Here is a 25,766-nt window from a genome sequence, read left to right on the forward strand (position 1 = left end):
AGGAAGGGATTTGATGGGGCTGATTATCGCGAAGATTGGCTCCGCCTGCAATTAACGTTCGCGCAGCGCTTCTTTGGCGCGGTTAAACGGTTTAATCAGATAATCCATCACCGTCTTCTCGCCGGTTTTGATATCCACCGTCGCCACCATGCCGGGGCTGATCGAGAAACGCTTACCGGCTTTGTTCTGCACAAAATCATGGTCGGTGCGAATATAGACGCGGTAGTAATAAATCTCCGGTTTCACTTCATCCTGAATGGTATCCGGCGAGATGCTCTCCACCACGCCATCAAGGCCGCCATAAATGGAATAGTCATAGGCGGAGATCTTCACCAGCGCTTTCTGATCCGGGTGAATAAACGCGATATCACGCGGAGAGAGGCGCGCTTCAATCAGCAGATGATCATCCATCGGCACGATATTCATCAGCTCGCCATTCGGCGGGATTACGCCACCCACGGTGGTGACCTTGATATCTTTCACCACGCCGCGCATCGGTGCGCGGATCGTCAGGCGGCTGACCGTATCTTCGCGCCCTCTGACCGTCTGCAACAGGCTATCGGCTTCCGCCGTGGCTTTCGCCAGATCCTCACGCGCCTGCACATAATATTGTGAACGCACATCCGTCATCTTCAGTTCAAGATCCGACTTATCACGCTGCAGACGCAGTACCTCGACGCTACTGGCAGCCCCGGTTTTTGCCAGACGCTGGGTAATCGCCAGCTCGCGGTTCGCCAGATTGAGCGACTGCTGGATTTGCGCGGTTGAATCCTTTAACTGTGCGCGACGGGTGTTGTACAGCCGGGTTTCGGAGGCGATCAGGTCGGGAAATTTATTCAGCGCGGCCGGAAACGTCAGCGGCAGGTCGTTGACCTCGGCATTCAGGCGCGCACTGGCCGCCAGCGCAGCACGGTAACGGGCGGCACTCTCCCCCACGCTGGATTCCGAGCGAATCGGGTCCAGTTTCGCCACGATTTGTCCAGCCTCGACATGGCTGCCCTCGTGCACATAAATATCATCAAGGATGCCCCCTTCCAGCGATTGCAGCACCTGATCATGGGAGCTGGGGATCACTTTACCGGTACCGGTAGAGACTTCATCCAGCACGCCAAACCATGCCCAGATGCAGCTGACCAACAATAAAAAGAAGCTGATGATGATCAAACGTACCGCACCTGAATAATGCGTTTCCGATTGCAGATCGCCCGCCAGGTCGTCAGCGCTGTCACCTTCCGCCGCCACCAGCCGCAGTTTTGCCGGTAAGTGTTTCATGGGTTGCCCTCCGGACGAGGATTCGATGCGCGTGGTGGTGGTAACGCATTCTCTTTCGGGCTGTCCATCACCAGTTGTCCTTCTTTTAATACCAGGATGCGATCCACCAGCGCCAGAATGGCCGCCCGGTGGGTGGCGACGATCAGGGTGCGGCCATTCAGCCACTGCCCGAGCCGCTCAATAAACTCTTTCTCGGTGTGATCGTCCAGCGATGCCGTGGGTTCATCCAGCAGCACGATATTGGGATCGCGCAGCAGCATGCGCGCCAGCAGCACCGACTGACGCTGCCCGCCCGATAGCCCCACGCCACCTTCCATCACCGGATGATCGAGGCCAAGTGGCAAACGGTGGATAAAATCAGCGCCGCCGCTCACCACCAGCGCGGCAAAGATCGCGTCATCGGTGGCGTGTGCCGCGCCCATCGTCAGGTTTTCCCGCAATGTGCCGTGGAACAGGCGCGCGTTTTGCGTCATCAGCCCCACGTTGCGCCGCACATCCGCCAGATCGATATGCGGCAGGCTGAGGTTATCCAGCAACAGCTCGCCACCGATCAGCTCCACGCCGCCTATCATCGCCTGCAACATGGTCGATTTACCGGCCCCGTTACGCCCCAGCACCGCAATGCGTTCGCCCTGTTTGATCGTCAGGCGGTTAATGCGCAGCGCCACGGTAAGCGTGTCGCTGTAATAACGGAACATCGCGTCGTTAAACTGATAGTTACCAAACAGCACCGGGCAATGAATGCGGGTTTCGTCAGTGCTGTTCTCCACCGGCAGCGCCATCAGACCATCGAGGCTGGTTTTCGCAGCTTTGACCTGCTGCCAGCGGGCCAGCACGCCGCACAGCGTCGCCATTGGTGCGATCATGCGTGATGACAATAGCGACGCCGCCACAATGGCCCCGGTGGTGATATCGCCGTCGATCACCATCGGCGCGCCAATCACGATCACCGTGGCGTAAACCATGCCCTGAATGGTGACGCCCCAGCTCATCAGCGAGTGCATCGCTTTACGCGTCTCCACACCGGACTGCGCGGTGATGCGGATATAGCTGTTCCATTGTTGCAGAAAGCGGTCTTCCGCCTGCATCAGCTTGATATCCTCCAGCCCCTGCACGCTCTCCACCAGCACCGCATTGCGTAAGGTCGATTCTTTCAGGGCCTGCTGCGCCAGCTTCGACAGTTTTTTCTGCATAAACACACCCGGCAGCACCATCAGAATCACTGCCACCGGCGCGACCCACGCCAGCTGCGGCGCGATGATCGCCATCACCAGCAGAAACAGCAGGAAAAACGGCATATCGACAATCGCGGTCACCGTGGTGGAGGTGACCATTTCGCGGATCGCCTCCAGTTCGCGCAGCTGCGAGATAAAGGTACCGGTGGAACGCGGCACCGCGCTGTTGCGCAGGCGCAGCGCATGGCCAAATACCCGGTCCGAGACACGCATATCCGCCCGTTTACCAAGCAGATCGGTGACATGATCGCGCCCGACGCGCAGGATATAAGTGAACACCACCGAGATAATCACCCCGATATACAGCACATACAGCGTGGGATAGGATTGCGCCGGGATCACCCGGTCGTAGACCTGCATCGAGAAGATGATCCCCACCAGCGCCAGCAGGTTGATGAGAAACGACCCCAGCATCACATAACCGTAAGGACGCAGATCCTTCAGCACCAGGCGGCGTAGCCAGTCTGGTTTCATGGCTTCGAGATAGCGATCCACCCCGCTATCTTTCGCCGGGGCCAGCGGGCGCAGCGCGGCGGCAAAACAGATATCCGGCAGCAGCGCCAGCAGCGAAACGGGCGTCGGCTGTTCATCACCGGCGAAGTGCACACGCACGTCGTCTTCGCCATCGAAGGCAGTGATCACCCCCACCTGACCATCCACCAGCTCAACAGCCAACGGCAGACGCCAGTGGGTCAGCTGCCATTTGTCGTCCTCATAGAGCTGCAACGATAAACCGGCCTGACGCGCCAGATGGCGCAGCGCCTTGTCGCGCGTCTGTTTGCCCTGCCATTCGCTGGAGGCAAGGATCATCCCCGGAGAACAGGGTAAGCGATAATGCGTGGCGATCTGGATGATCGCCGTAGCCCATCCGTGTAAGGGGATTCCTCCTTCAGCCTGATCGGGGTTTCCGCCAGGGGCGTCGGGTATTTGCAGTTGCGTCATGGCTGGATCTCCACGGACTGGATCCGCTGATTATTCAAAGCAAACGCCGACCGCATATGCCCGGTGCTATAGAGGCAATCGAGCTGCAGCGAGCGTAACTGGCTGATGGTTTGCTGAAGCGTAAACCGTGTCTGGTACACCTCCTGCTCGGCATTCAATACATCAAGCAGCGGGCGGGTACCCAGTTGCAGATACTGGTCCTGGTAGAGTTGCTGAGTTTTCTCGCTCAGCTGTTGTTGTCGTCCCAGAATGTTGAGACTGAGGGCAAGGCTTTGTGATTCATTCTGCGATTCACTCAGCTGCTGCCGCGCCTTCAGGCGTGCCGAATTGACCGCCGCGTTGGCAGAACTGAGTGCGTTGGCGGCCGCATCGCGACTGGCGGTCATCCCACCGCCCTGATAAATCGGCATCTCCACTTTGACCCACGCTGAATACTGGGTGCGATCCAGCGTTTCGCTGCTGGCATAGTGGTCATTGAGATAATGGGTCACTTCCGGTTCGAGTGAGATGGTCGGCAGCATTTGCGCGTTAGCGTTATCCAGCTTGGCCTGCGCCTGATTGGCTGCCGCCCAGGCTGCAAGCACCGCCGGAATCAGCCGATCTTCCGCCTGGGATGACTGGCAGGAACGCATCAGCTTCGCGGGAAAATCATCACTGACTCTGTTCACCGTGGGCCAGCCGAGATAGGTAGCCAGCGTGGCACGCCAGCGATCCAGATTGGCCTGATATTGCGTCAGAGTAGTACGCGCCCCTTCAATACGCGCATCGGTTTGCGTGGCATCAGAGAGTGACGCCGCCCCTTCATCGTTACGCTGGCGCGCTAAATCACCAATTTTACTCAGCGCTGCCAGCTGCTGTCGGGCAATCACCACCAGTTGCTGATAACCCTGTACTTCAATCAATGCCGCCGCCGTGTCATGTGCCACGGTGTCGATGCTGACCAGCACGTTGGCCTGCTCCTGCGCCACACCCGCTTCGGCGGATCGCACTGAACTACTGACCTTGCCAAAGTCATACAACATCTGGGATATCGAAAGCACAAAAGAGGGGCTGTAGCCCTTTTCCGTATAGCTATTGGAGTAGCCGTTATTCATCCCGGCGCTGATTTGTGGATAGTATTTGGCCTTAGCCACATCGACCTGATCGGCCTGTTCCAGCAGCTTTCCCACCGCTTCGGCAATATCCGGATGCCAGTGCACCGCCCGCTGTACCGCCTGATTGAGCGTCAGGGTGTCAGGGACGTGGTTGAGTGCGGGTTCCGCCACTTCACCGGCTAATGAGGGCAGATCCTGCGGTTGCGACAGACCCTGAGTGGTAATGCGACCGGCCCTGGTCAGGGCAGTATCAGCCGCGCTTGCTTGTGAATGAGAGAGAAAGGCAATGCCAGCACAGAAAACGCTGAGCTTCCAGGAACGGCGAGATAGTGCGCTTGATTGCATCAGGTCCATCGATAGTCCACCCGTGATTGAGAGAAACAGGCACATCCTTGTGCCCCGGTTCATCCCTGCCTGCCCCACAGCGCTTACGCCGTATGGGTTTGATGCGGTTGTTGCAGCAACTCCTCCAGTGATGCGTTAGTGCCTTCCAGCGTCACCAGCTGGGTACTGCTGTACGCCGTACCGGTGCCATCACGGTCAATCGAGAGCACGGTGCTGCCATCAGCGGTATGATCCACTTTCACAAAATCATTAATGTTACTTGTGTCGTCATTCCAGCCGATAAGCAGGTTACTGACATCGATCTTGTCGCCATTTGTGACCGAGAAATCAGTCCAGGTATCGTGCCCGTTGCCGCCGGTGGCATCGGCGCTGTTCAGCAGGTGGTAAACCAGCGTGTCTGTTCCGGCACCCGAGGTGATGGTGTCGTCATAGGCGCTACTGGTCAGCGTATCTGCCGCCGCCGTGCCGGTGATGGTGGGATGCAGCTCAATGGTGAACGAGTTGCTGGTAAGGGTGCCGTCGGTTGACGCCAGGGTGTAGCTAAAGACTTCCTTATGCGTGATGCTTTGCGCGTTAATCTCAGCACTCAGCGCATAGGTGTAGCTACCATCGGCAGCAATGCTCAGGCTACCGTAGTCCCCCGCCACTACCGTGTGGCCACTGCTCAGCACCGTGGTGCTATCACCGTGTTCATTGGTGATCGTCAGCGTACCGGTGTGGCTGGTACTGCTGTCGGCCCAGATGCTGCCGCTGACCGAATGGTCGCTATCCGTGGTGCTGACCGATTCCACAAACAGGCTGTTGGCGGTCAGCAACGATGCCGTGCCAGTCGCGTGTACCAGGGAAACCGACAGCGTGGCGGTGGTCACGACGCCCTGGGCATCCGTCACCGAATAACTGAAGGTGTCGGCGGCTGGCAGGGTGTCGATATCCACACCGGCCTTCAGCGTATAGGTGTAGTTACCGTGCGAGTCGATGGTCAGCGTGCCGTAGGTGGTGCTGAACGAGGTGCTGGTTCCCACCGTATGACCAGACACCGAGGTCACTGCGGTACCCGCTGGCACCGTGCCCGCTACCGAGCTGGTGTCGTTGGTCAGCAGATTGCCGGTGACGGTCGCCGCCACCGTCACCGCCATCACGGTAGTATCCGTCACCGTGGTGATGGTGGTGGTTGGCAATACCGAAATACCGGTGCTGGCCCCCAATACCACTGCATATGTCCCTGTTCCAAGGTTGGAATAGGTCACGTTGGCCCCGGTCTGAGTGCCTATGGTCAGAAGCGTCGTAATGTAGTTCGCCGTACTGGACTTCAATGCCCAGGTACCGTCTGTCTGCTGTTGATACAGATACAGCGTGTAGTTACCGATCAGACCTACCAGGGTGGTGGTGGCACCGTTCAGGGTGACAGTGCGGGTGTCATCATTCCCCACGCTAAACAGATAAGCGTTGCCATTCGATAACACATTGACGCCCAGCAAACTTCCCAGGTTGGCACTTAACAACGAAGTATGAGAAACGCTGGTCGTACCGTTATTGACCGTGGTGGTGGTAGTAGAGTAATCCACCTCCGCCGCGTCATTAACGGCGATGATTTTGATGGCCCCCAGCACCGTGGCGGTGGGTGAGGTATTACCTGCCGCATCAGTCAGTGAGACAGACAGCGTTGCCCCGGTGGTCTGCGCGGTCGTCAGTGTGACCGAGAAGCTGCCGGTGACGCCCACAGTACCGGTACCGATGGTGTTCCCCCCGGCATCTTTCACCGTCACCGTGGTGCCCGCCTCGCCGGTACCGGTCAGGGTGGTACCCGCCGTGTTCACCGCCAGCGCAGTGGCGGCGGTCGGTGCCACGGTATCCACAATCACCGTTGACGACGTGATGCCACTGACGTTGCCTGCGGCATCCGTTGCCGTCACGCTTATCGAATGAGAACCATCAGCCAGCACCGCCGTGGTGAAACTCCATGTCCCACTGGCTCCAACCGTGACAGATCCGATGATGGTCGCACCATCATAAATGGTGACGCGACTGCCCACCTCTGCCGTACCGCTCAGCACCGGCGTGGTGTCTCGGGTATAACCACCACTTGGTACTGTCACGTTTGGTGTCACCGAGTCATTGGTGACGGTCAAGGTTGAGTTACCCGGTGCAACGCTATCCACTGTCAGCGTAACCGACGCATTCGGGCTGACGTTGCCCGCCGCATCGGTGGCGGTGACGTTCAGGGTATGGGTGCCTTCAGTCAGGGTGGAAGTGGTAAAGCTCCACGCCCCGCTGCTGGCCGCCGTGGTGGTGCCGAGCAGTGTCGCACCATCGTAGATGGTGATCTTCGCTCCGGCTTCCGCCGTACCACTGAGCAGCGGCGTGTTGTCGTTGGTGGTGCCGTTATTGGGTATGGTCACCGCCGAACCGCCATTGTTGTTGCTGGCCGCCAGGCCGGTCACCGCTGCTGGTGCCACGGTATCGATAATCACGCTGGCGGAGGTGGTGCCGCTGACGTTACCTGCCAAATCCGTCACCGTGACGCTCAGCGGGTGCGTGCCGTTGCTGAGTGTTGCAGTGGTAAAGCTCCAGGTGCCGCTTCCTCCTACGGTCAGCGTACCCAGCACCGTGCTGCCATCATAGATGGTGACTTTGCTGCCGACTTCTGCCGTACCGCTCAGCACTGGCGTGCTGTCGTTGGTGGAACCCCCACTCGGTACCACCACACCCGCCGCATCGTTGGTAATAACCAGCGTTGAAGCCGTCGGGGCCACAGTATCGACAATCACCGTCGCCGCAGTAGCCGGGCTGACGTTACCCGCCGCATCTTTCACCGTCACGCTCAGCGGATGGGTGCCGTTGGCAAGCGCCGCCGTGGTGAAGCTCCATGCGCCGCCCGCACCTGCGGTTACGGAACCCAGCACCGTAGAGCCATCGGAGATGGTGACCACTGCGCCTGCTTCCGCCGTGCCGCTCAGGGTTGGCGTGTTGTCGTTGGTGTAGCCGCCGCTCGGTATCGTCACGTTCGGCGTGACGTTATCGGCGGTGACCGTCAGCGTCGAAGCGGTTGGTACGCCGGTATCCACCGTCAGCGTCACCGACGCATTCGGGCTGACGTTGCCTGCCGCATCCGTCGCGGTGACGTTCAGGGTATGGGTGCCATCGGCCAGCGTCGAGGTGGTAAAGCTCCACGCGCCGTTGCTGCCTGCGGTCACCGTACCCAGCAGGGTCGATCCATCATAAATGGCGACTTTGCTGCCCGCTTCCGCCGTGCCGTTCAGGGCCGGGGTGTTGTCATTGGTACTGCCGTTGTTGGGGATCGCTACCGGCGTACTGCCGTTGTTGTTGCTGGCGGCCAGGCCGGTTACTGCCGCCGGTGCCACCGTATCGATGATCACGCTGGCTGATGTGGTGCCGCTGACGTTACCCGCCAAATCTGTCACCGTGACGCTCAGCGGGTGCGTGCCGTTGCTGAGGGTGGCGGTGGTGAAGCTCCAGGTACCGCCCGCGCCAACCGTTACCGTACCCAGCACCGTGCTGCCGTCAGAGATGGTGACTTTGCTGCCGACTTCTGCCGTGCCGCTCAGCACTGGCGTGCTGTCATTGGTGGAACCCCCACTCGGTACCACCACACCCGCCGCATCGTTGGTAATAACCAGCGTTGAAGCCGTCGGGGCCACGGTATCGACAATCACCGTCGCCGACGTGGCCGGGCTGACGTTACCCGCCGCATCTTTCACCGTCACGCTCAGCGGATGGGAACCGTTGGCAAGCGCCGCCGTGGTGAACGTCCATGCACCGCCCGCACCTGCCGTCACGGAACCCAGCACCGTAGAGCCATCAGAGATGGTGACCACCGCGCCTGCTTCCGCCGTGCCGCTCAGGGTTGGCGTGTTGTCGTTGGTATAACCGCCGCTTGGGATGGTCACGTTCGGCGTGACGTTATCGGCGGTGACCGTCAGCGTCGAAGCGGTTGGTACGCCGGTATCCACCGTCAGCGTCACCGACGCATTCGGGCTGACGTTGCCTGCCGCATCGGTGGCGGTGACGTTCAGGGTATGGGTGCCATCAGCCAGCGTCGAGGTGGTAAAGCTCCACGCGCCGTTGCTGCCTGCGGTTACCGTACCCAGCACGGTGGTACCATCCGAAATGGTAATTTTGCTGCCCGCTTCCGCCGTACCGCTCAGCCCCGGCGTGCTGTCGTTGGTGGTGCCATTGTTGGCAATCGCTACCGGCGTACTGCCGTTGTTGTTGCTGGCTGCCAGGGTCACCGCCACCGGTGCCACGGTATCGATAATTACCGTCGCCGAGGTGGTGCCGCTGACGTTGCCTGCTGCGTCCGTTACCGTGACACTCAGTGGGTGAGTTCCATCGAGCAAGGCGGTGGGGATAAAGCTCCAGGTGCCCCCCGCGCCGACCGTCACGGAACCCAGCACCGTGGTGCCGTCAGAGATGGTGACTCTGCTGCCGACTTCCGCTGTACCGCTCAGGGTTGGCGTGTTGTCATTGGTCGAGCCGCCGTTCGGGACCACCGTGCTGGTGACATCGTTGGTCACCACCAGCGTTGACGCCGTCGGTGCCACGGTATCGACAATCACCGTCGCCGACGTGGCCGGGCTGACGTTACCCGCCGCATCTTTCACCGTCACGCTCAGCGGATGGGAACCGTTGGCAAGCGCCGCCGTGGTGAAGCTCCATGCGCCGCCCGCACCTGCGGTTACGGAACCCAGCACCGTAGAGCCATCAGAGATGGTGACCACTGCGCCTGCTTCCGCCGTGCCGCTCAGGGTTGGCGTGTTGTCGTTGGTGGAACCGCCGCTCGGGATGGTCACGTTTGGTGTGACGTTATCGGCGGTGACCGTCAGCGTTGACGCTGTCGGTACGCCGGTATCCACCGTCAGCGTCACGGCGGCGTTCGGGCTGACGTTACCCGCTGCATCGGTGGCGGTGACGTTCAGGGTATGGGTGCCATCGGCCAGCGTCGAGGTGGTAAAGCTCCACGCGCCGTTGCTGCCTGCGGTCACCGTGCCCAGTACGGTGGTACCATCCGAAATGGTGATTTTGCTGCCCGCTTCCGCCGTACCGCTCAGGGCCGGGGTGTTGTCGTTGGTGGTACCGTTGTTGGCAATCGGAATCGCCGTGGTGCCGTTATTGTTGCTGGCCGCCAGCGTTACCGCAGCCGGTGCCACGGTGTCAATCACCACCGTTGCCGTGCTGGATGCCACACTGACGTTACCCGCCGCATCGGTCGCCCTGACGCTCAGCGCATGGCTACCCTCGGCGAGGGCGGCGGTGGTGAAGCTCCAGATGCCGCCTGCACTCGCCGTAGCGGAACCCAGCACCGTGGTGCCATCGTAGATAGTGACCACGCTGTTCGCTTCTGCCGTACCGCTCAGGGTTGGCGTGCTGTCGTTAGTTGAACCGCCATTCGGCACCACGGTGCTGGTGACATCGTTAGTCACCACCAGCGTTGCAGCAGCTGGCGCATGGGTATCTACGGTGAAGGTCACCGATGCAGAGTTGGGGCTGGCATTACCCGCCGCGTCAGTTGCCGTCACGCTCAGGGTATGCGAACCGTTGCTCAGGGTTGGGGTGTTGTAGCTCCAGATACCCGAGGCATTCGCGCTGGTGGAACCTACCACGCTGGTGCCATCGTAAATGGTGATCACCGCATTGGCTTCTGCGGTGCCGGTCAGCAGTGGCGTGCTGTCATTGGTTGAACTGCCGTCAGCGATGACCACTGGCGTACCGCTGCTGTCATTGCTGACCACCAAATCAGCCACGGTAGCCGGAACCGCAGTATCTACCGTGATATTAATGGTATCTGACGTTACACCTGGGTTGCCCAGGCCATCGACCGTTGTGATGTAGAGCGCATGGCCACCATCAGCCAGCGCCGGTGCTGGCGTGAATGTCCACTGACCGCTGGCGTCAACCAGCACCGATCCCAGCACCGTCGCCCCATCATGGATGGTGATGACATCGTCCTCTGCGGCCACGCCGCTCAGAACTGGCGTATTGTCTTTGGTATCGGCACCATCAGACAGCTGAACCAGGGTACTGCCGCTATCATCGGTAATTTCCAGCGTACTGGTAGCAGGCGGCTGCCCGGCACTGATGGTGAGATCAAACGCAGGAGATGATGCCGCACTGACGTTCCCTGCCGCATCCGTCACGGTGACGGTGAAGCTATGGCTGCCATTACTCAGCGCGGCTGGCGTGAAGCTCCATGCCCCTGCCGCCGCCGTGACGGTGCCAAGCAACGTGGTGCCATCGTAGATGGAAATCACCTCGCCGGTCACTGCACTGCCACTTAACGTCGGCGTATTGTCATCCGTGGTGTCGCCACTGGTCAGCTCCCCGATCTGCGCCCCGGCATCGTCCGTGACCACCAGATCGCTCACAGCATCCGGTGCGACGGTATCGATGGTCACGGTGTAGTCGGCAGACACGGCGCTGGTGTTACCCGCAGCATCGGTTACCGATACCGTGTAAGTGTACGGGCCATCAGTCAACGCAGTGGTTTCAAAGCGCCAGGTGCCGTTATCCGCCACCGTTGCAATGCCGATTAAGCTGCCATCCTGGAAGATATTGATGGTATTCCCGGCCGCCGCGTTACCGCGCAGCACAGGCGTGTCATCGTTGGTTGAGCCATTATTCGCGATCAGCACCGGCGTGGTGCCGTCGTTGTCATAGATCGCGAAGTTACTGACCGGATCAGGCACCTGGTTGTCAACCGTGACGGTGATGGAAGTGGTCGAACTGACGTTTCCTGCCTCGTCAGTGACGGTGACATTTAACGTATGGGTCGCATTCGACAGAGAAGACGTGGTGTAGCTCCAGTTGCCATCACCGTCTGACGTGGTGGTGCCCAGCAGCGTTGTACCATCGTAAACGGTGATGATGCTGTTCGCTTCGGCCGTACCGCTGAGTTCCGGGGTATCGTCATTGGTGGTGCCGCCATCCGCGATCACCACGGACGGTGTGCTGTCATTGTTTTGCAGCACAAGATCGCCGACCGGTTCCGGTGCTGTCGCATCCACTGCTACCGTGATCGTGGTGGACGCGGTACTGACGTTACCGAGCGTATCGGTGACCGTAGCGCTCAGGGTATGGGTACCATCCGTCAACGTCGGTGCGCTAAAGCTCCAGTTACCGGAGCCATCGGCCGCGGCGGAACCAATCACCACCGTGCCATCGTAGACCGTGATGATGCTGTTGGCTTCTGCCGTGCCGGTCAGCAGTGGCGTGTTGTCATTGGTGGTTGCTCCATCAACCAGCGGAACCGGTGTGGTGCCGTTATCATTGCTCACCACCAGACTGGTGGCGTCTGGTTGGGCGGTATCCACCGTGAAGGTGATCGGCGTCGAGGCCGCGCTGGTGTTCCCCGCCGCATCGGTGACGGTCACGCTCAGGCTGTGGGAGGCGTCGCTCAGCGTCGGGGTGCTGAAACTCCACTGCCCGTTGCTGTCCACCAGCACCGTACCAATCACCGTCGTACCATCCAGAATGGTCACGGTGCTGCCCACCTCAGCCGTACCGGCCAGCAATGGCGTGCTGTCACCGGTGGTGCTGCCGTTGGTGATGGTGGTTGGCGTGGTGCCGTTGTCATTGCTCAGCGTGATGCCTGCCGCTGCGTCAGGCGCAGTGGCATCAACCTCCAGGCTGATGGTGGCCGGGACACTGGCGTTTCCAGCAGCATCGGTTGCCGTCACGCTCAGGGTATGGGAGCCATCCGCCAGCGCACTGGGGGTAAAGTTCCAGCTACCGCCGTCCCCGACGGTAACAGAACCCAGCACGCCGTTCTCATCAGAGATAACGATAATGCTCCCCGCCTCTGCTGAACCGCTCAGCACTGGCGTGTTATCGTTGGTCAGCCCACCATTCGGGATATCCACCGGATCGGTGCCAGCATCATTGGTCAGCACCAGATCCGCCACCGCAGACGGTGCCACGGTATCCACGGTCAACGCGATCGGCGCGCTCGGATCGCTGACGTTACCGGCCACATCGGCAACGGTGACACTCAGGCTGTGCGCGCCATCGTTCAGTATCGGGGTGGTGAAACTCCAGTTGCCGTCAGCATCGGTGATGGCGGTGCCCAGCACGTTGCTGCCATCCGACACGGTCACGATACTGTTCGCTTCCGCAGTGCCGCTCAACACCGGCGTGTTGTCGTTAGTCGAGCCTCCTGCTGCAATCGGCGTATCGTTCTGGTCATTGGTCAGCAGCAGATTATCCGCTGCGGCTGGCGCTTCACTGTCAACGGTGAAATCCACCGTGGTCGAGTTGGCGCTGGTGTTACCCGCGGCATCGCTGACGGTGACACTCAGGCTGTGCGGCCCCTGGCCCAGGTCAGAGGTGGTGAAAGTCCAGCTGCCATCCGCCCCGGCGGACGTGGTGCCGAGCAGGGTGGTGCCATCATAAACGCTGACAATACTGCCCGCTTCTGCCGTCCCGGACAGTTCCGGTGTGGCATCATTGGTGAGGTTGCCATCGGTGATCGGCACCAGCGTACTGCCTTCGTTGTTGTTCACCACCAGGTCAGTCACCGGATCCGGCGCTGTGGTGTCGATGTCGAAATTCAGCGCCGCTGAGGATGGGCCGGTGTTGCCTGCCGCATCGGTCACGGTGATGCTTAGCGCATGGCTGCCATCAAGCAATGGCGTGGTAATAAAGCTCCAGTTACCGCTGCCATCGGTGGTCACGCTGCCAATCGCATCGGTGCCATCGTAAATGGTGATCAGGCTATTGGGTTCGGTGGTACCACTTAATACCGGTGAGTTGTCATTGGTGATGCCGCCATTGGCAATCGGGATTTCCGTGCTGCCGTTGTTGTTGTTGAGCGCAAAGTCCGCGACGTCCGGTGCGGTGGTATCCACCGTCAACGCCACCATGTTACTCGGCGCACTAATATTGCCAGCCGCATCAGTCTCGGTGACCATCAGGTTGTGATCACCATCGGTCAACGTTTGCAGCGTGACGCTCCAGCTACCGGTGGTCGCATCCGCCAGAACCGTACCGATCAGCGCCATGTTGTCATAAATACTGATGATACTGCCCGCTTCAGCCGTCCCGCTCAGCGTTGGGGTGCTGTCATTAGTCAGGCCGTTCAGCGTATCGCCATCGTCATTGGTCGCCGTCAGATTGGTTACCGGATCCGGAGCCGAAGTATCCACGGTCAACAGGATCGGATCGGACGCGATACCGGTATTCCCCGCCGGATCGGTCACGGTGGTGGTCAGGCTGTGAGCGCCTGGATCCAGCGTCGGTGAGGTAAAGCTCCAGTTGCCGTCAGTATCGACGATGGCGGTGCCCAGCACGGTAGTGCCATCGGAAACTGTCACCGTACTACCGGCTTCGGCGGTGCCGCTCAATACCGGGGTGGTATCGTTGGTGGCACCCGTGGTGATCGGCACCAGCGCTCCGCTGTTGTCGTTGCTGAGTTGTAAATTATCGGCGGCTGCCGGGGCGGTGGTATCGATGGTGACGGCGATCGGATCCGATGCCGGGCCCGCGTTACCCGCCGCATCGGTCACGGTAGCGGTCAGGCTGTGAGCGCCTTCATCCAATGCTGGGGTGGTGAAGCTCCAGTTACCATCGCCATCCACTGCTGCCGTACCCAGCACATTCGTGCCATCAGAAACTGTGACGGTGCTGCCCGGCTCGGCGGTGCCGCTGAGTACCGGCGTGGTGTCGTTGGTCGCGCCACCTGCGGCAATCGGCACCGGGGTACCACTGGAATCATTACTGAGTTGCAGACCCGCTGCGGCCGCTGGTGGCTGAGTATCCACCGTAAACGCCACCGGATCGGAAGCAGTGCTGGTGTTACCTGCCGGATCGGTCACGGTGGTGGTCAGGCTATGCGAGCCTTCACTCAGTTCCGGCGTAGTGAAGCTCCAGTTACCGTCGCCATCCACAGTTGCTGTACCCAGCACCACGCTGCCGTCGGAGACAGTGACGGTGCTGCCCGCCTCAGCGGTACCACTCAACACCGGCGTGATGTCGTTGGTGGAACCTGAAGTGACAGGGACTGACGTGCCGCTGGAATCGTTGCTGAGTAACAGGTCCGCTGCTGCTGCCGGAGCAGTGGTATCAATGATGACCGCAACCGGATCCGAGGCTACACCGGTGTTACCGGCCGCATCGGTCACGGTCGTGGTCAGGCTGTGAGCGCCCTCATCCAGCGCGGGGGTGGTAAAGCTCCAGTTGCCGTTGCCATCCACCGTTGCCGTACCCAGCACGTTAGTGCCATCGGAAACCGTGACGGTACTGCCCGGTTCAGCACTGCCACTCAACACCGGCGTGGTGTCGTTGGTGGTGCCACCTGCGGCAATCGGAACGGATGTGCCACTTTCGTCGTTACTGAGCTGCAAGCCTGTCGCCGCCGCAGGAGCCGTCGTATCGACGGTGAAATCAATCGCCGTCGTTGGCGGACTGGTGTTGCCTGCCGGATCGGTCACGGTGGCCGTCAGGCTATGCGCACCCTCACCCAGTTCCGGCGTGGTGAAGCTCCAGTTACCATCGTTATCAACCGCGGCCGTACCCAACACCGAACCATTATCAGACACGGTTACCGTGCTGCCCGGATCGGCGGTGCCACTGAGCACCGGCGTGGTGTCATTGGTCGCGCCACCTGCGGCAATCGGCGCTGAAGGCGTAGTTTCGTCATTGCTCAGCAGCACATCGCCCGCCACCGCCGGGGCGGTAGTATCGATGGTGACGGTGACCGGATCCGAAACAGCACTGGTGTTCCCCGCCGGATCGGTGACAGTAGCTGTCAGGCTGTGGTCACCCTCACCCAATGGTGTGGTGGTAAAGCTCCAGTTGCCGTTGTTGTCTGCCGTTGCCGTCCCCAGCACGGTGCTACCGTCAGAAACCGTCACGGTGCTGCCCGGCTCTGCCGTGCCATTCAATACTGGCGTGGTGTCGTTGGTGACACCGCCATCTGCAATCGGCTCCGGTGTGCCAGTCAAATCATTGCTGAGTTGCAGTCCGCCAGCCGCATCCGGTGCGGTGGTGTCCACGTTAACGATGACAGGGCTGGAAGCCGGTCCGGTGTTACCCGCAGGATCGGTGACGGTGGTGGTCAGGCTATGGTCGCCTTCATCCAATGTTGGTGTGGTAAAGCTCCAGTTACCGTCACTGTCCACCGTCGTGGTACCCAGCACCGTGCCACCATCTGAGACAGTGACCGTGGTGCCTGGCTCTGCTGTACCACTCAACACCGGTGTGGTGTCGTTGGTGGCGCCAGAGGTGATCGGTACGGAGGTGCCACTTGAGTCGTTGCTCAGTTGTACATTGTCAGCAGCCGCTGGCGGGGTGGTATCCACAGTGAACACGAAGGGACTGGATGGATCGCTGGTATTACCCGCCTGGTCAGTTACCGTCGTGGTCAGACTATGATCACCCTCAGTCAGGGTAGGTAACGTAAAGCTCCAGTTGCCATCGGTATCGGCAGTGGTGGTGCCCAGCAAAGTATCACCATCGAGGATCGATACGATGGCATTCGGTTCGGCGCTACCACTCAACACTGGGGTGTTATCATTGGTGGCGCTGCCCGGCTCGATCGGAACCAGCGTACCGCTTTCGTCATTGCTGAGCTGCAACCCGCCTGTGGCCCCCGTGGCCACCGTATCAATGGTGATATTGATGGTGGCGGATTCGGTCACATTGCCGTTGATATCGGTGATGCTGGCCTGGAACGCGTGCGCACCATCAGCCAGTGCCGTGGGTGTGAAGACCCACTGACCATTACCGTCTGCGGTTACGCTGCCAAGCACCGTAGTGCCGTCATACAGGGTGATGAGGCTGTTGGCCGTCGCCAGACCACTCAGCACTGGCGTGCTGTCGTGGGTAAAGTCACCATCACTCAGCTGAACCAGGGTGTTGCCCGTGTCGTCCGTCACCTGCAACGAACTGGTGGCAGGCGGCAGATCGGCATTGATGGTCACGTTGAACGGCGTGGTTGCCGGGCTGACATTTCCTGCCGCATCGGTCACGGTGGCAGTCAGGCTGTGGCTGCCATTGGTCAGCGCCTCTGGCGTGAAGCTCCAGTTGCCGTCACTGCCCACCGTCACGGTACCCAGCAGGGTATCGCCGTCATAAACGCTGACGACGCTATTCGCCTCAGCCTGACCACTCAGGGTGGGTGTGTTGTCATCACTGAAACCACCGGAGGTCAGTGGTCCCTGGCTGTCGCCAACGTTATCCGTCACCACCAGACCGCTGACCGCGGCTGGTGGCGTGGTGTCCACGGTAAAGGCGATCGGCGCAGAGGCCGGGCTGGTATTGCCCGCTGCATCGGTCACGGTAGTGGTCAGGCTGTGGTTGCCATCGGTCAACTGAGGGGTGGTGTAGCTCCAGCTACCATCAGGGTTGACCGTGACTGTGCCCAGCACCGTCGTGCCATCGGAGATGGTCACGGTGGTGCCGGGTTCCGCCGTGCCGCTCAGTAACGGTGAGCTGTCATTGGTTGCGCCCCCCGCAGTGATCGGCACCACCGTGCTACCGTCATTGTTGCTGAGCTGCAAGTCACCCGCCGCTGCCGGTGCCTGGGTATCAATGGTGATGTTAATGGTGACGGAGTCGGTGACGTTGCTGTTGCTATCGGTGATGGTGGCATGAAAGTCGTGTGAACCATCCGCCAATGTAGTTGGGGTAAAGCTCCACTGTCCGTTATCGCCGGCCACCACGCTGCCGAGCAACGTAGTACCGTCATACAGCGTAATCAGATTGTTAGCGCCCGCCAGACCGCTCAGCACTGGCGTGCTGTCCTGAGTACTGGCCCCATCGGCCAACGAGATCAGCGTATTGCCGCTATCGTCAGTCACCTGCAACGAGGTGGTGGCGGGAGGCAGGTCTGCCGCGATGACCGCATCAAACGCAGGCGTTGCTGCGCTGACATTACCGGCAGTATCCGTTACCGTCACCGTCAGACTATGGCTGCCATTGGTCAGGGCTGGAGTGGTAAAGCTCCAGTTACCGTTGACATCAGTGGTTGTATTGCCCAACAGCGTCGTGCCGTCATAAATGCTGATCAGGCTGTTCGGTTCCGCCTGGCCGCTCAGGGTTGGCGTGTTGTCATCGGTAGAGGCACCCGAGGTGATCGGTCCCTGACTATCCCCGACGTTATCCGTTACCGTCAGTCCGCTGGCTGCCGCAGGCGGTGTGGTATCGACGGTGAAGTTGAGGGGATCGGACGCCGGGCTGGTATTGCCTGCCGGATCGGTGACCGTGGTGGTCAGGCTATGCTGGCCCTCACCTAATGTCGGCGTAGTGAAACTCCAGTTACCGTCACTGCCAACCACCACCGTACCGAGTACCGTGGTGCCATCCGAAACGGTGACGGTACTGCCCGGTTCAGCCGTACCCGTCAGCAACGGGGTCGTATCGTTGGTCGAACTGCCCGCAGGCACCGGAATCACCGTGCTGCCGTCGTTGTTGCTGAGATTCAAGTCACCGGCTGCTTCCGGTGCCACCGTATCGATATTGATAATGATGGTGTTGGAGACAGTCTGATTGCCGTTAGCATCGATAATGGTGGCATGGAAGCTATGCTGTCCATCAGCCAGTGTGGTCGGCGTAAACACCCATTGACCGTCACTGCCTGCCACTACGCTGCCCAACAGCGTATTACCGTCATACAGGGTGATCACCGCGTTCGCCGTCGTCAGGCCACTCAGTATCGGGGTATTGTCATGCGTGCTGGCACCATCACCCAGTTGCCTTGGCGTGTTACCACTGTCATCGGTGACCTGCAAGCTGGTGGTGGCCGGAGCCAGCGCGTCAACGGTCAGGTCGAAGGCTGGCGTTGCTGCACTGACGTTACCCGCAGCATCGGTGACCGTCACACTCAGGCTGTGACTGCCGTTACTCAGCGCCGGGGTGGTAAAACTCCAGTCGCCGTTGGCTCCGACGGTAACCGTGCCTAACAGCGTGGTGCCATCGTAAATGCTGACCGTGGAACCCGCCTCGGCCTTACCGCTTAACGTTGGCGTGTTGTCATCGGTAGAACTACCAGACGTCAGCGGCCCTTGCGTACCACCGACGTTGTCAGTCACCACCAGGTCGCTTGCAACTGCCGGGGGGATGGTATCGACGGTGAAGTTAATAGGATCCGACGCGGCGCTGGTGTTACCCGCTGGGTCGGTCACAGTGGTGGTCAGGCTGTGCGAACCCTCCCCCAGCGTGGGCGTGGTGTAGCTCCAGGTGCCGTCAGAGCCGACAGTCACGGTACCCAACAGGGTACTGCCGTCGTAAATGCTGACCGTGCTGCCCGCTTCCGCAGTACCGGTTAAGGTTGGTGTGGTGTCGTCGGTGCTCGATCCGTTGCTAATCGCCCCCTGAATAGAGCCAGCGGTATCTGTCAGAACCAGGTTAGTGGCAACACCCGGTGCCGTGGTATCACCACCGCCACCGCCGTTGTTACCGCCACCACCACCGTTGTTGCCGCCACCATTATCACCACCGCCGCCAGTGTCGCCGCCAGTATTGCTGCCACCGCCGCCTCCACCGCTGCTGGAACCGGCAAACATCGCGGCAATCCCAGCCAGAGCGGCACCACCCAGACCAAAGGCGGCAATCGCGCCATCATGTGTAGTGTTTTCCGCAAGCAGCCCCTCGGTACTGTCGATATTGAGATACTCGAACCCTGGCTCCCCCGGGTGCTCTACCCACCACAATGCGCCATTGTGGTCTTCCAACACCAAATCACTCGCGCCATTTGGGCCGTAAAAATTATGAATAACAAGAACATCACCCGATTTCGTGGTGACAATAAGATCATTACCGTTGCGTGTGTAGGATTTAATATCTGACTTTTCAAGTTTGAGCTGAACCACACTCGGAGAGGTCAACGTGATATTGTTGCCATTCAGCACCGACGCGATGGTGCCTCCTTTAGGCGTGACTGAGATATTATTCATTTCTCTATATTCCACCGAAGGTTATCAGAATCCATAAAAACGCCCGAAATCCGCAGATCCCGGTTTCACAGTGAATACGCTTAGGTTATTCACTTCTCTCTATTGACGACCTCAATCATGCTGATGATGAAATCGTACTGAGCCTTGTTAAGCCGCCATCCTGGTAATGGGGACGTTTTATTTCTTAAAATTACAACGGGGAAAATGTCTTTTTTATTGATTGGCAAAATGCGAACTACATGAAACTCCTTAAACTCTTTTTTTGGCATATCTGTTTTCCAGAAAGGTTTACCGCGCCAGAACCTCCCCATGACTTATCAATAAAATCATTAAGATAAGAATCATTCCAGAGGTGTCCCTGCATGCCGTATATGGCTTTATTTGCCAGCAGTTCAACATGGCGTTGGGTTTCAACCCCCTCAACAATGACGCCATTGCATAAATCGTTGAGATGGCCTAACAGAATGTCAAATATGTGATTTTCGCCATATTTCCAGAAAAAGGCTTTATCGATCTTGACGCATTCAAATATTCCGCTACTCATCATGGTCAGATTGGAATATCCCGGACCAAAATCATCGAGCCATAAAGGCGCGATTTTTGCTAAGCCTTTTAAAATTAACAAATCTGCCCGGGTATAACGGGCAATGAAGAATGCCGATATCTCGAAACGGAAAAAAGGCAACAGTTCCAGTTTTTGCTGGACTTCTCCGTCCGTAAAGATGCTGGTAACGATATCCCTGTTAATGTTTACGCTAATGATCTGCTGGAAACCTTTGCGATAAAGTTGTTCCAGATGTTCAAGCTGTAACAGGAATATCTGCCATTTCTCTTCCGTCGATAACTGACTGAAAAAGCCTGATTCCCTGGCTGAATGATGCTCGTGGTTAATATCGGTATCGTCGGCAAAACGCGTCAGCAATTCCCAGGCAATTAAATTGCCTGATAAACCGTAAACCGGTTCCAATATGAAGACGTATTGCTGTTGCATGCCACTAACGCTCCCTTTCGCCACGATCCGACAGGATCTAAATGTCAGAATCCCTCATGTAAAAAGTAAGGAAAACATCGCTAAATCTTAACTCCTTTACTGAAGGTTAACGTATAACTTACAGTTTGAGAAATAGGCAAGGCCTAATCATCCGCTTCGTTTAATAGAATTCTCAAATTGATTAACTTTCGGCCCTGTTTAGACATTAACCAAAAATTCAGATAAGTCTTAGATATCAATGTCCACAAAAATTGTAGTGGCAAATAATTCTAAAAATAATCAATTGAATTTAAAGATAAAATTAAAAACAAACCAGGAAAGTACTTATTTGACACCCAACATCCGTTGACCGGCCTGAGATCAGTCATTTCCTAAAGTTTCCAGAAATAAAATAGTAACTAACAGGTACTATTATGTGACCAATGATCAAATTTTTATTATGCGTACAAAAAAAACATAACAGAAAAGCTGCTTAGTAACGGCGGGTTGCCACGATCATCGCAACGACAATCAAGCAGAGCAGTCAGGCTGCGGCTGCGCTTTTTTAAATAAATGAATAAGATAGATATTCAGCAGCGAATTCATTTTTTCAAGGTGACTATCACGTTAATTAACAGGGTGATCGCGATCGCAAATTTAATTAGAGGGATAGCAGCGGAGATAATAATGAAGTGGGAAATGCACCGAGCCACGGATGTGGCTCGGTGAACAGATGATTAATTATTCGTCTTCAAGGTAGGTGTAGCCATATAAGCCACTCTCGAATTCTTCAAGGAATTGCGCACGCAGTTCTTCATCGATATCGGTCTGCTTCACCTGATCGCGGAACAGTGTCATCAGCTCAGCCGGGTTCAGCTGAACATATTGCAGCATATCAGCGACGGTATCGCCTTCATCTGACAGCTGAACTTCGACGCTACCATCCGGGAAGGCAAACACATCCACGGCTTCGGTATCACCAAACAGGTTATGCATGTTGCCAAGGATTTCCTGATAAGCGCCAACCATAAAGAAGCCCAGCATCGGCGGGTTGTCGATATCGTATTCCGGCATCGGCATGGTGGTGGCAATCCCATCGCCATCCACGTAGTGATCGATGGTGCCATCGGAGTCACAGGTGATGTCGAGCAGCACCGCGCGACGCTGCGGCATTTTGTTCAGCCCTTCCAGCGGCAATACCGGGAAGAGCTGATCAATACCCCAGGCATCCGGCATCGACTGGAACAATGAGAAGTTGACGTAAATCTTGTCCGCCATACGCTCCTGCAACTCATCGATAATCGGGCGATGCGCGCGATTGCTCGGATCCAGATGCTGCTGAATGTAATGACAGATGCTGAGATACAACTGCTCCGCCCAGGCGCGCTGGCGCAGATCATAAGTACCCGACGAATAACCGGTATGGATGTCGAACAGGTCCATCTGGCTATCGTGCAGCCACTCACGCAGCGAACGACGCACGTTCGGCTCATGCATCTCCTGCCAGGTGTCCCACAGACTCTGGATAGGACGCGGCGCATCAACATCCGGCGCGACTGGCGTGCTGAATTCGTTACGTTCCACCCCGATAATGTTGGAAACCAGCACGGTATGGTGCGCGGTCACCGCACGTCCGGATTCGGTAATGACTGTCGGATGTTCCAGCCCGTGTTCGTCACAGGCATCACCAATCGCCCAGATAACATTATTGGCGTATTCATTCAGGCCATAGTTAACCGAGCAATCCGACTGCGAGCGCGTACCTTCATAATCGACACCGAGACCGCCGCCCACATCGAAGCATTTAATGTTGACGCCAAGTTTCGCCAGCTCCACATAGAAGCGAGCCGATTCGCGTACACCGGTGGCGATATCGCGAATGTTGGCCATCTGCGAACCGAGATGAAAATGCAGCAGTTGCAGGCTTTCGATACGATCAGCCTTCCGCATGATCTCAACCAGCTGCAAGACCTGCGAAGCCGCCAGACCAAACTTAGATTTCTCACCACCGCTTGACTGCCATTTGCCTGACCCCTGCGACGCCAGGCGTGCACGGATACCCAGACGCGGCACCACGTTGAGGCGTTCGGCCTCTTCCAGTACCATTCGCACCTCGGTCATCTTTTCGATCACCAGATACACTTTGTGACCGAGCTTCTCACCAATCAACGCCAGGCGAATATATTCGCGGTCTTTATAGCCGTTGCAGACAATTACCGTGCGCGTCTTACCGGCGTGTGCCAGCACCGCCATCAGCTCCGCTTTGGAACCCGCTTCCAGACCCAGCGGTTCGCCGGAGTTAACCAGCGATTCAATCACGCGCTTGTGCTGATTAACCTTGATGGGATAAACGAGGAAGTAGTCGCCTTTATAGCCATAAGATTCACGGGCGCGTTTAAAGGCACCGTTAATCGAACGCAGGCGGTGTTGCAGAATCTGCGGAAAGCAGAACAGCGCGGGCAGACGCTGACCATCCGCTTCACGCTCTTTCACCAGCTTAGCGAGATCGACGCGAACTTCCGGCATGTCCGGATCCGGGCACACGCTGATGTGACCCAATTCGTTCACGTCGTAATAGTTATTGCCCCACCAGGCAATATTGTAGGTGCGTAGCATTCTGCTCGCTTCCTGGTCGTTCATCGCCACCTCCTGCATGGAGCGGAGTACACCCTGTTCGCCTGCTGACGAACCCTTGATATTCTTCATGTCGTCAGACATCGCGAACCTCAATTTTCCGTTGAAATAAGAAATAGTTGCCGGTTTTTGTCGTTGTTACGTCGGGAAAAAAATGCCCCATCCTGCGCAAACTCCCTCATCAGGTGCTCTTTGTAAGTGTAAAACACCGGGCCGGGATGCGTACAACCGGGCCAGAAATCGCCTGACATTTCCCGCGCTGCGGGAGCGTGAAAAACATCAACAGAATTGTGGGGGACAGATTAGCCGGCGCTCGTGTCGGGATAATTACCGCAACGAACAAAACTTCGACTGGAGAGTAAAACAGAAATGGAAACGGGAAGGATTGCCAGCGCGCACGCTGAACGCAGTGAACCGCATAAAGAGAAAGATTGGTTCATTACTTTTATCACCTCCAACGCATGGGGAAAACATGCGGGAAACGGCCTGGGTGAAAACCAGATATAGGCATATCTGACGAGCGCGACGCACGGCGGCGTCATCCTTTTGGGCTGTGGTCGACAGCAGCGGCGATTTATACAGCCTGACGCGTAAAATTGCAAAAGCTTTCATGTAAGCGGCCGATACCCTAAGGATAGCGGGCATCCGTGTCAGGAAAATTTGCCAGTTTCGCTGTTGCGTAAAATGCGGAAACAGAAAAAGGGCTGGTAATTCGCTCAGTGAGTAACCTAGAATAGCCGTCCAGATGGTCATCCATCTAAACTGGTTAACATCCAGGCTGTGCAGGCGCATTGCGCATTCACTTCTTACTGCTCGCGGCTTTGCCTGAAGGGGCGTCGAGTCTGGCCTGGTTGGCCTTGCTTACGCTATGCAGTCGAATTCAAACCATTTGTAAGGTAAAGAACAGAATGGCTAAACACCTTTTTACGTCTGAGTCCGTATCAGAAGGACATCCTGATAAAATCGCTGACCAAATTTCTGACGCCGTGCTGGACGCCATCCTTGAACAGGATCCGAAAGCACGCGTGGCCTGCGAAACATACGTGAAAACCGGTATGGTACTGGTTGGCGGTGAAATCACCACCAGCGCCTGGGTTGATATCGAAGAGATCACCCGTAATACCGTTCGTGAAATCGGCTATGTTCATTCCGATATGGGCTTTGATGCCAATTCCTGCGCGGTACTGAGCGCCATCGGTAAACAGTCTCCGGACATCAACCAGGGCGTTGACCGTACCGATCCGCTGGAGCAGGGAGCCGGTGACCAGGGTCTGATGTTTGGCTACGCCACCAACGAAACTGATGTGCTGATGCCTGCGCCGGTCACCTACGCGCACCGTCTGGTACAGCGTCAGGCTGAAGTGCGTAAAAATGGCACCCTGCCGTGGCTGCGTCCGGACGCGAAAAGCCAGATCACTTTCCAGTACGATGGCGGCAAAATTGTCGGTATCGATGCGGTAGTGCTGTCAACGCAGCATGCTGAAGAGATTTCTCAGGCTGACCTGCGTGAAGCGGTGATGGAAGAAATCATCAAGCCGGTTCTGCCGACTGAGTGGATCAACGCCAGCACCAAATACCATATTAACCCGACTGGCCGTTTCGTTATCGGTGGCCCGATGGGTGACTGCGGTCTGACCGGTCGTAAAATCATCGTTGATACCTACGGCGGCATGGCTCGTCACGGTGGCGGTGCATTCTCCGGTAAAGATCCATCAAAAGTTGACCGTTCTGCGGCTTACGCTGCGCGTTATGTGGCGAAAAACATCGTTGCGGCCGGTCTGGCAGACCGTTGTGAGATCCAGGTTTCCTACGCAATTGGCGTGGCCGAGCCGACTTCCATCATGGTGGAAACCTTCGGTACCGAGAAAGTGGCAACCGAACAGCTGACCCTGCTGGTACGCGAGTTCTTCGACCTGCGTCCTTACGGCCTGATTCAGATGATGGATCTGCTGAAACCGATCTACAAAGAGACCGCGGCTTACGGTCACTTTGGTCGCGAACACTTCCCGTGGGAAAAAACCGACAAAGCCGCACAGCTGCGTGAAGCTGCCGGCCTGTAAGTTTTAGCCCATCAGCGAAAAATCAGGGAGGCCTTTGGCCTCCCTGATTCATTTCCGTAGCGGCGCGATTTGTCGCGCGTCTTTTTAATGTACCTGAAGCCAAAAGCGCGCGACAAATCGCGCCGCTACAGCCATGCTTATCTCACCGTCTACACTTACAAAGTCTTGCTTACAACAAAATGTTAACGATTACATTTTGAAACGCTTTAAATATCTGTGATTTAGGAATTTTGCAGCGTAGTCATTCCGGTAAAAATGCGTTATTTTCAGCGTCGTCTGATAGCCGATATTTAGAATGATGTCAGAAA

Annotated in this window: 8 protein-coding genes; 1 reads left to right on the forward strand and 7 read right to left on the reverse strand. The window is 57.6% G+C overall.

Annotated features, from left to right (window positions below):
• Positions 1–51: 51 nt before the first annotated feature.
• The 7 genes from CUN67_RS16430 to CUN67_RS16460 form a co-directional block, all read right to left on the reverse strand.
• A complete protein-coding gene (locus CUN67_RS16430; protein ID WP_208716369.1) occupies positions 52–1,272 on the reverse strand; it encodes an HlyD family type I secretion periplasmic adaptor subunit in 1,221 nt (406 codons plus the stop codon).
• On the reverse strand, positions 1,269–3,449 hold the full coding sequence (locus tag CUN67_RS16435; protein WP_208716370.1) for a type I secretion system permease/ATPase: 2,181 nt from the start codon (positions 3,447–3,449) through the stop codon (positions 1,269–1,271). Before CUN67_RS16435 ends, CUN67_RS16430 begins: the two co-directional genes overlap by 4 nt.
• Positions 3,446–4,897 (reverse strand): TolC family outer membrane protein, encoded by a 1,452-nt coding sequence (locus tag CUN67_RS16440; RefSeq protein WP_208716371.1) that lies wholly within the window; start codon positions 4,895–4,897, stop codon positions 3,446–3,448. Before CUN67_RS16440 ends, CUN67_RS16435 begins: the two co-directional genes overlap by 4 nt.
• A gap of 74 nt (positions 4,898–4,971) precedes the next feature.
• Entirely contained in the window at positions 4,972–19,794 is a 14,823-nt protein-coding gene (locus CUN67_RS16445) for an Ig-like domain-containing protein (protein ID WP_208716372.1), read from the reverse strand.
• Positions 19,795–20,029: 235 nt separating this feature from the next.
• Positions 20,030–20,785, reverse strand: coding sequence for an EAL domain-containing protein (locus CUN67_RS16450; protein ID WP_208716373.1), 756 nt, complete (start codon positions 20,783–20,785; stop codon positions 20,030–20,032).
• A gap of 720 nt (positions 20,786–21,505) precedes the next feature.
• Positions 21,506–23,482: a biosynthetic arginine decarboxylase gene (gene speA, locus CUN67_RS16455; protein WP_208716374.1), complete on the reverse strand. Its 1,977-nt coding sequence runs from the start codon at positions 23,480–23,482 to the stop codon at positions 21,506–21,508.
• A gap of 243 nt (positions 23,483–23,725) precedes the next feature.
• Positions 23,726–24,190, reverse strand: coding sequence for a hypothetical protein (locus CUN67_RS16460; RefSeq protein WP_208716375.1), 465 nt, complete (start codon positions 24,188–24,190; stop codon positions 23,726–23,728).
• 116 nt (positions 24,191–24,306) lie between these two features.
• Here CUN67_RS16460 and metK point away from each other — a divergent pair, with 116 nt between their 5' ends.
• Positions 24,307–25,458: a methionine adenosyltransferase gene (gene metK, locus CUN67_RS16465; protein ID WP_013510363.1), complete on the forward strand. Its 1,152-nt coding sequence runs from the start codon at positions 24,307–24,309 to the stop codon at positions 25,456–25,458.
• Positions 25,459–25,766: the final 308 nt, after the last annotated feature.

Origin of the sequence: Pantoea cypripedii, assembly GCF_011395035.1 — a bacterium.
Taxonomy (GTDB): domain Bacteria; phylum Pseudomonadota; class Gammaproteobacteria; order Enterobacterales; family Enterobacteriaceae; genus Pantoea; species Pantoea cypripedii_A.

What these genes read in the sequence shown, in the direction of transcription:
- CUN67_RS16435 (WP_208716370.1), bottom strand. Translation starts at nt 3,449, where the DNA reads ATGACGCAACTGCAAATACCCGACGCCCCTGGCGGAAACCCCGATCAG.
- CUN67_RS16450 (WP_208716373.1), bottom strand. Translation starts at nt 20,785, where the DNA reads ATGCAACAGCAATACGTCTTCATATTGGAACCGGTTTACGGTTTATCA.
- CUN67_RS16460 (WP_208716375.1), bottom strand. Translation starts at nt 24,190, where the DNA reads ATGCGCCTGCACAGCCTGGATGTTAACCAGTTTAGATGGATGACCATC.
- metK (WP_013510363.1), top strand. Translation starts at nt 24,307, where the DNA reads ATGGCTAAACACCTTTTTACGTCTGAGTCCGTATCAGAAGGACATCCT.
- CUN67_RS16445 (WP_208716372.1), bottom strand. Translation starts at nt 19,794, where the DNA reads ATGAATAATATCTCAGTCACGCCTAAAGGAGGCACCATCGCGTCGGTG.
- speA (WP_208716374.1), bottom strand. Translation starts at nt 23,482, where the DNA reads ATGTCTGACGACATGAAGAATATCAAGGGTTCGTCAGCAGGCGAACAG.
- CUN67_RS16430 (WP_208716369.1), bottom strand. Translation starts at nt 1,272, where the DNA reads ATGAAACACTTACCGGCAAAACTGCGGCTGGTGGCGGCGGAAGGTGAC.
- CUN67_RS16440 (WP_208716371.1), bottom strand. Translation starts at nt 4,897, where the DNA reads ATGGACCTGATGCAATCAAGCGCACTATCTCGCCGTTCCTGGAAGCTC.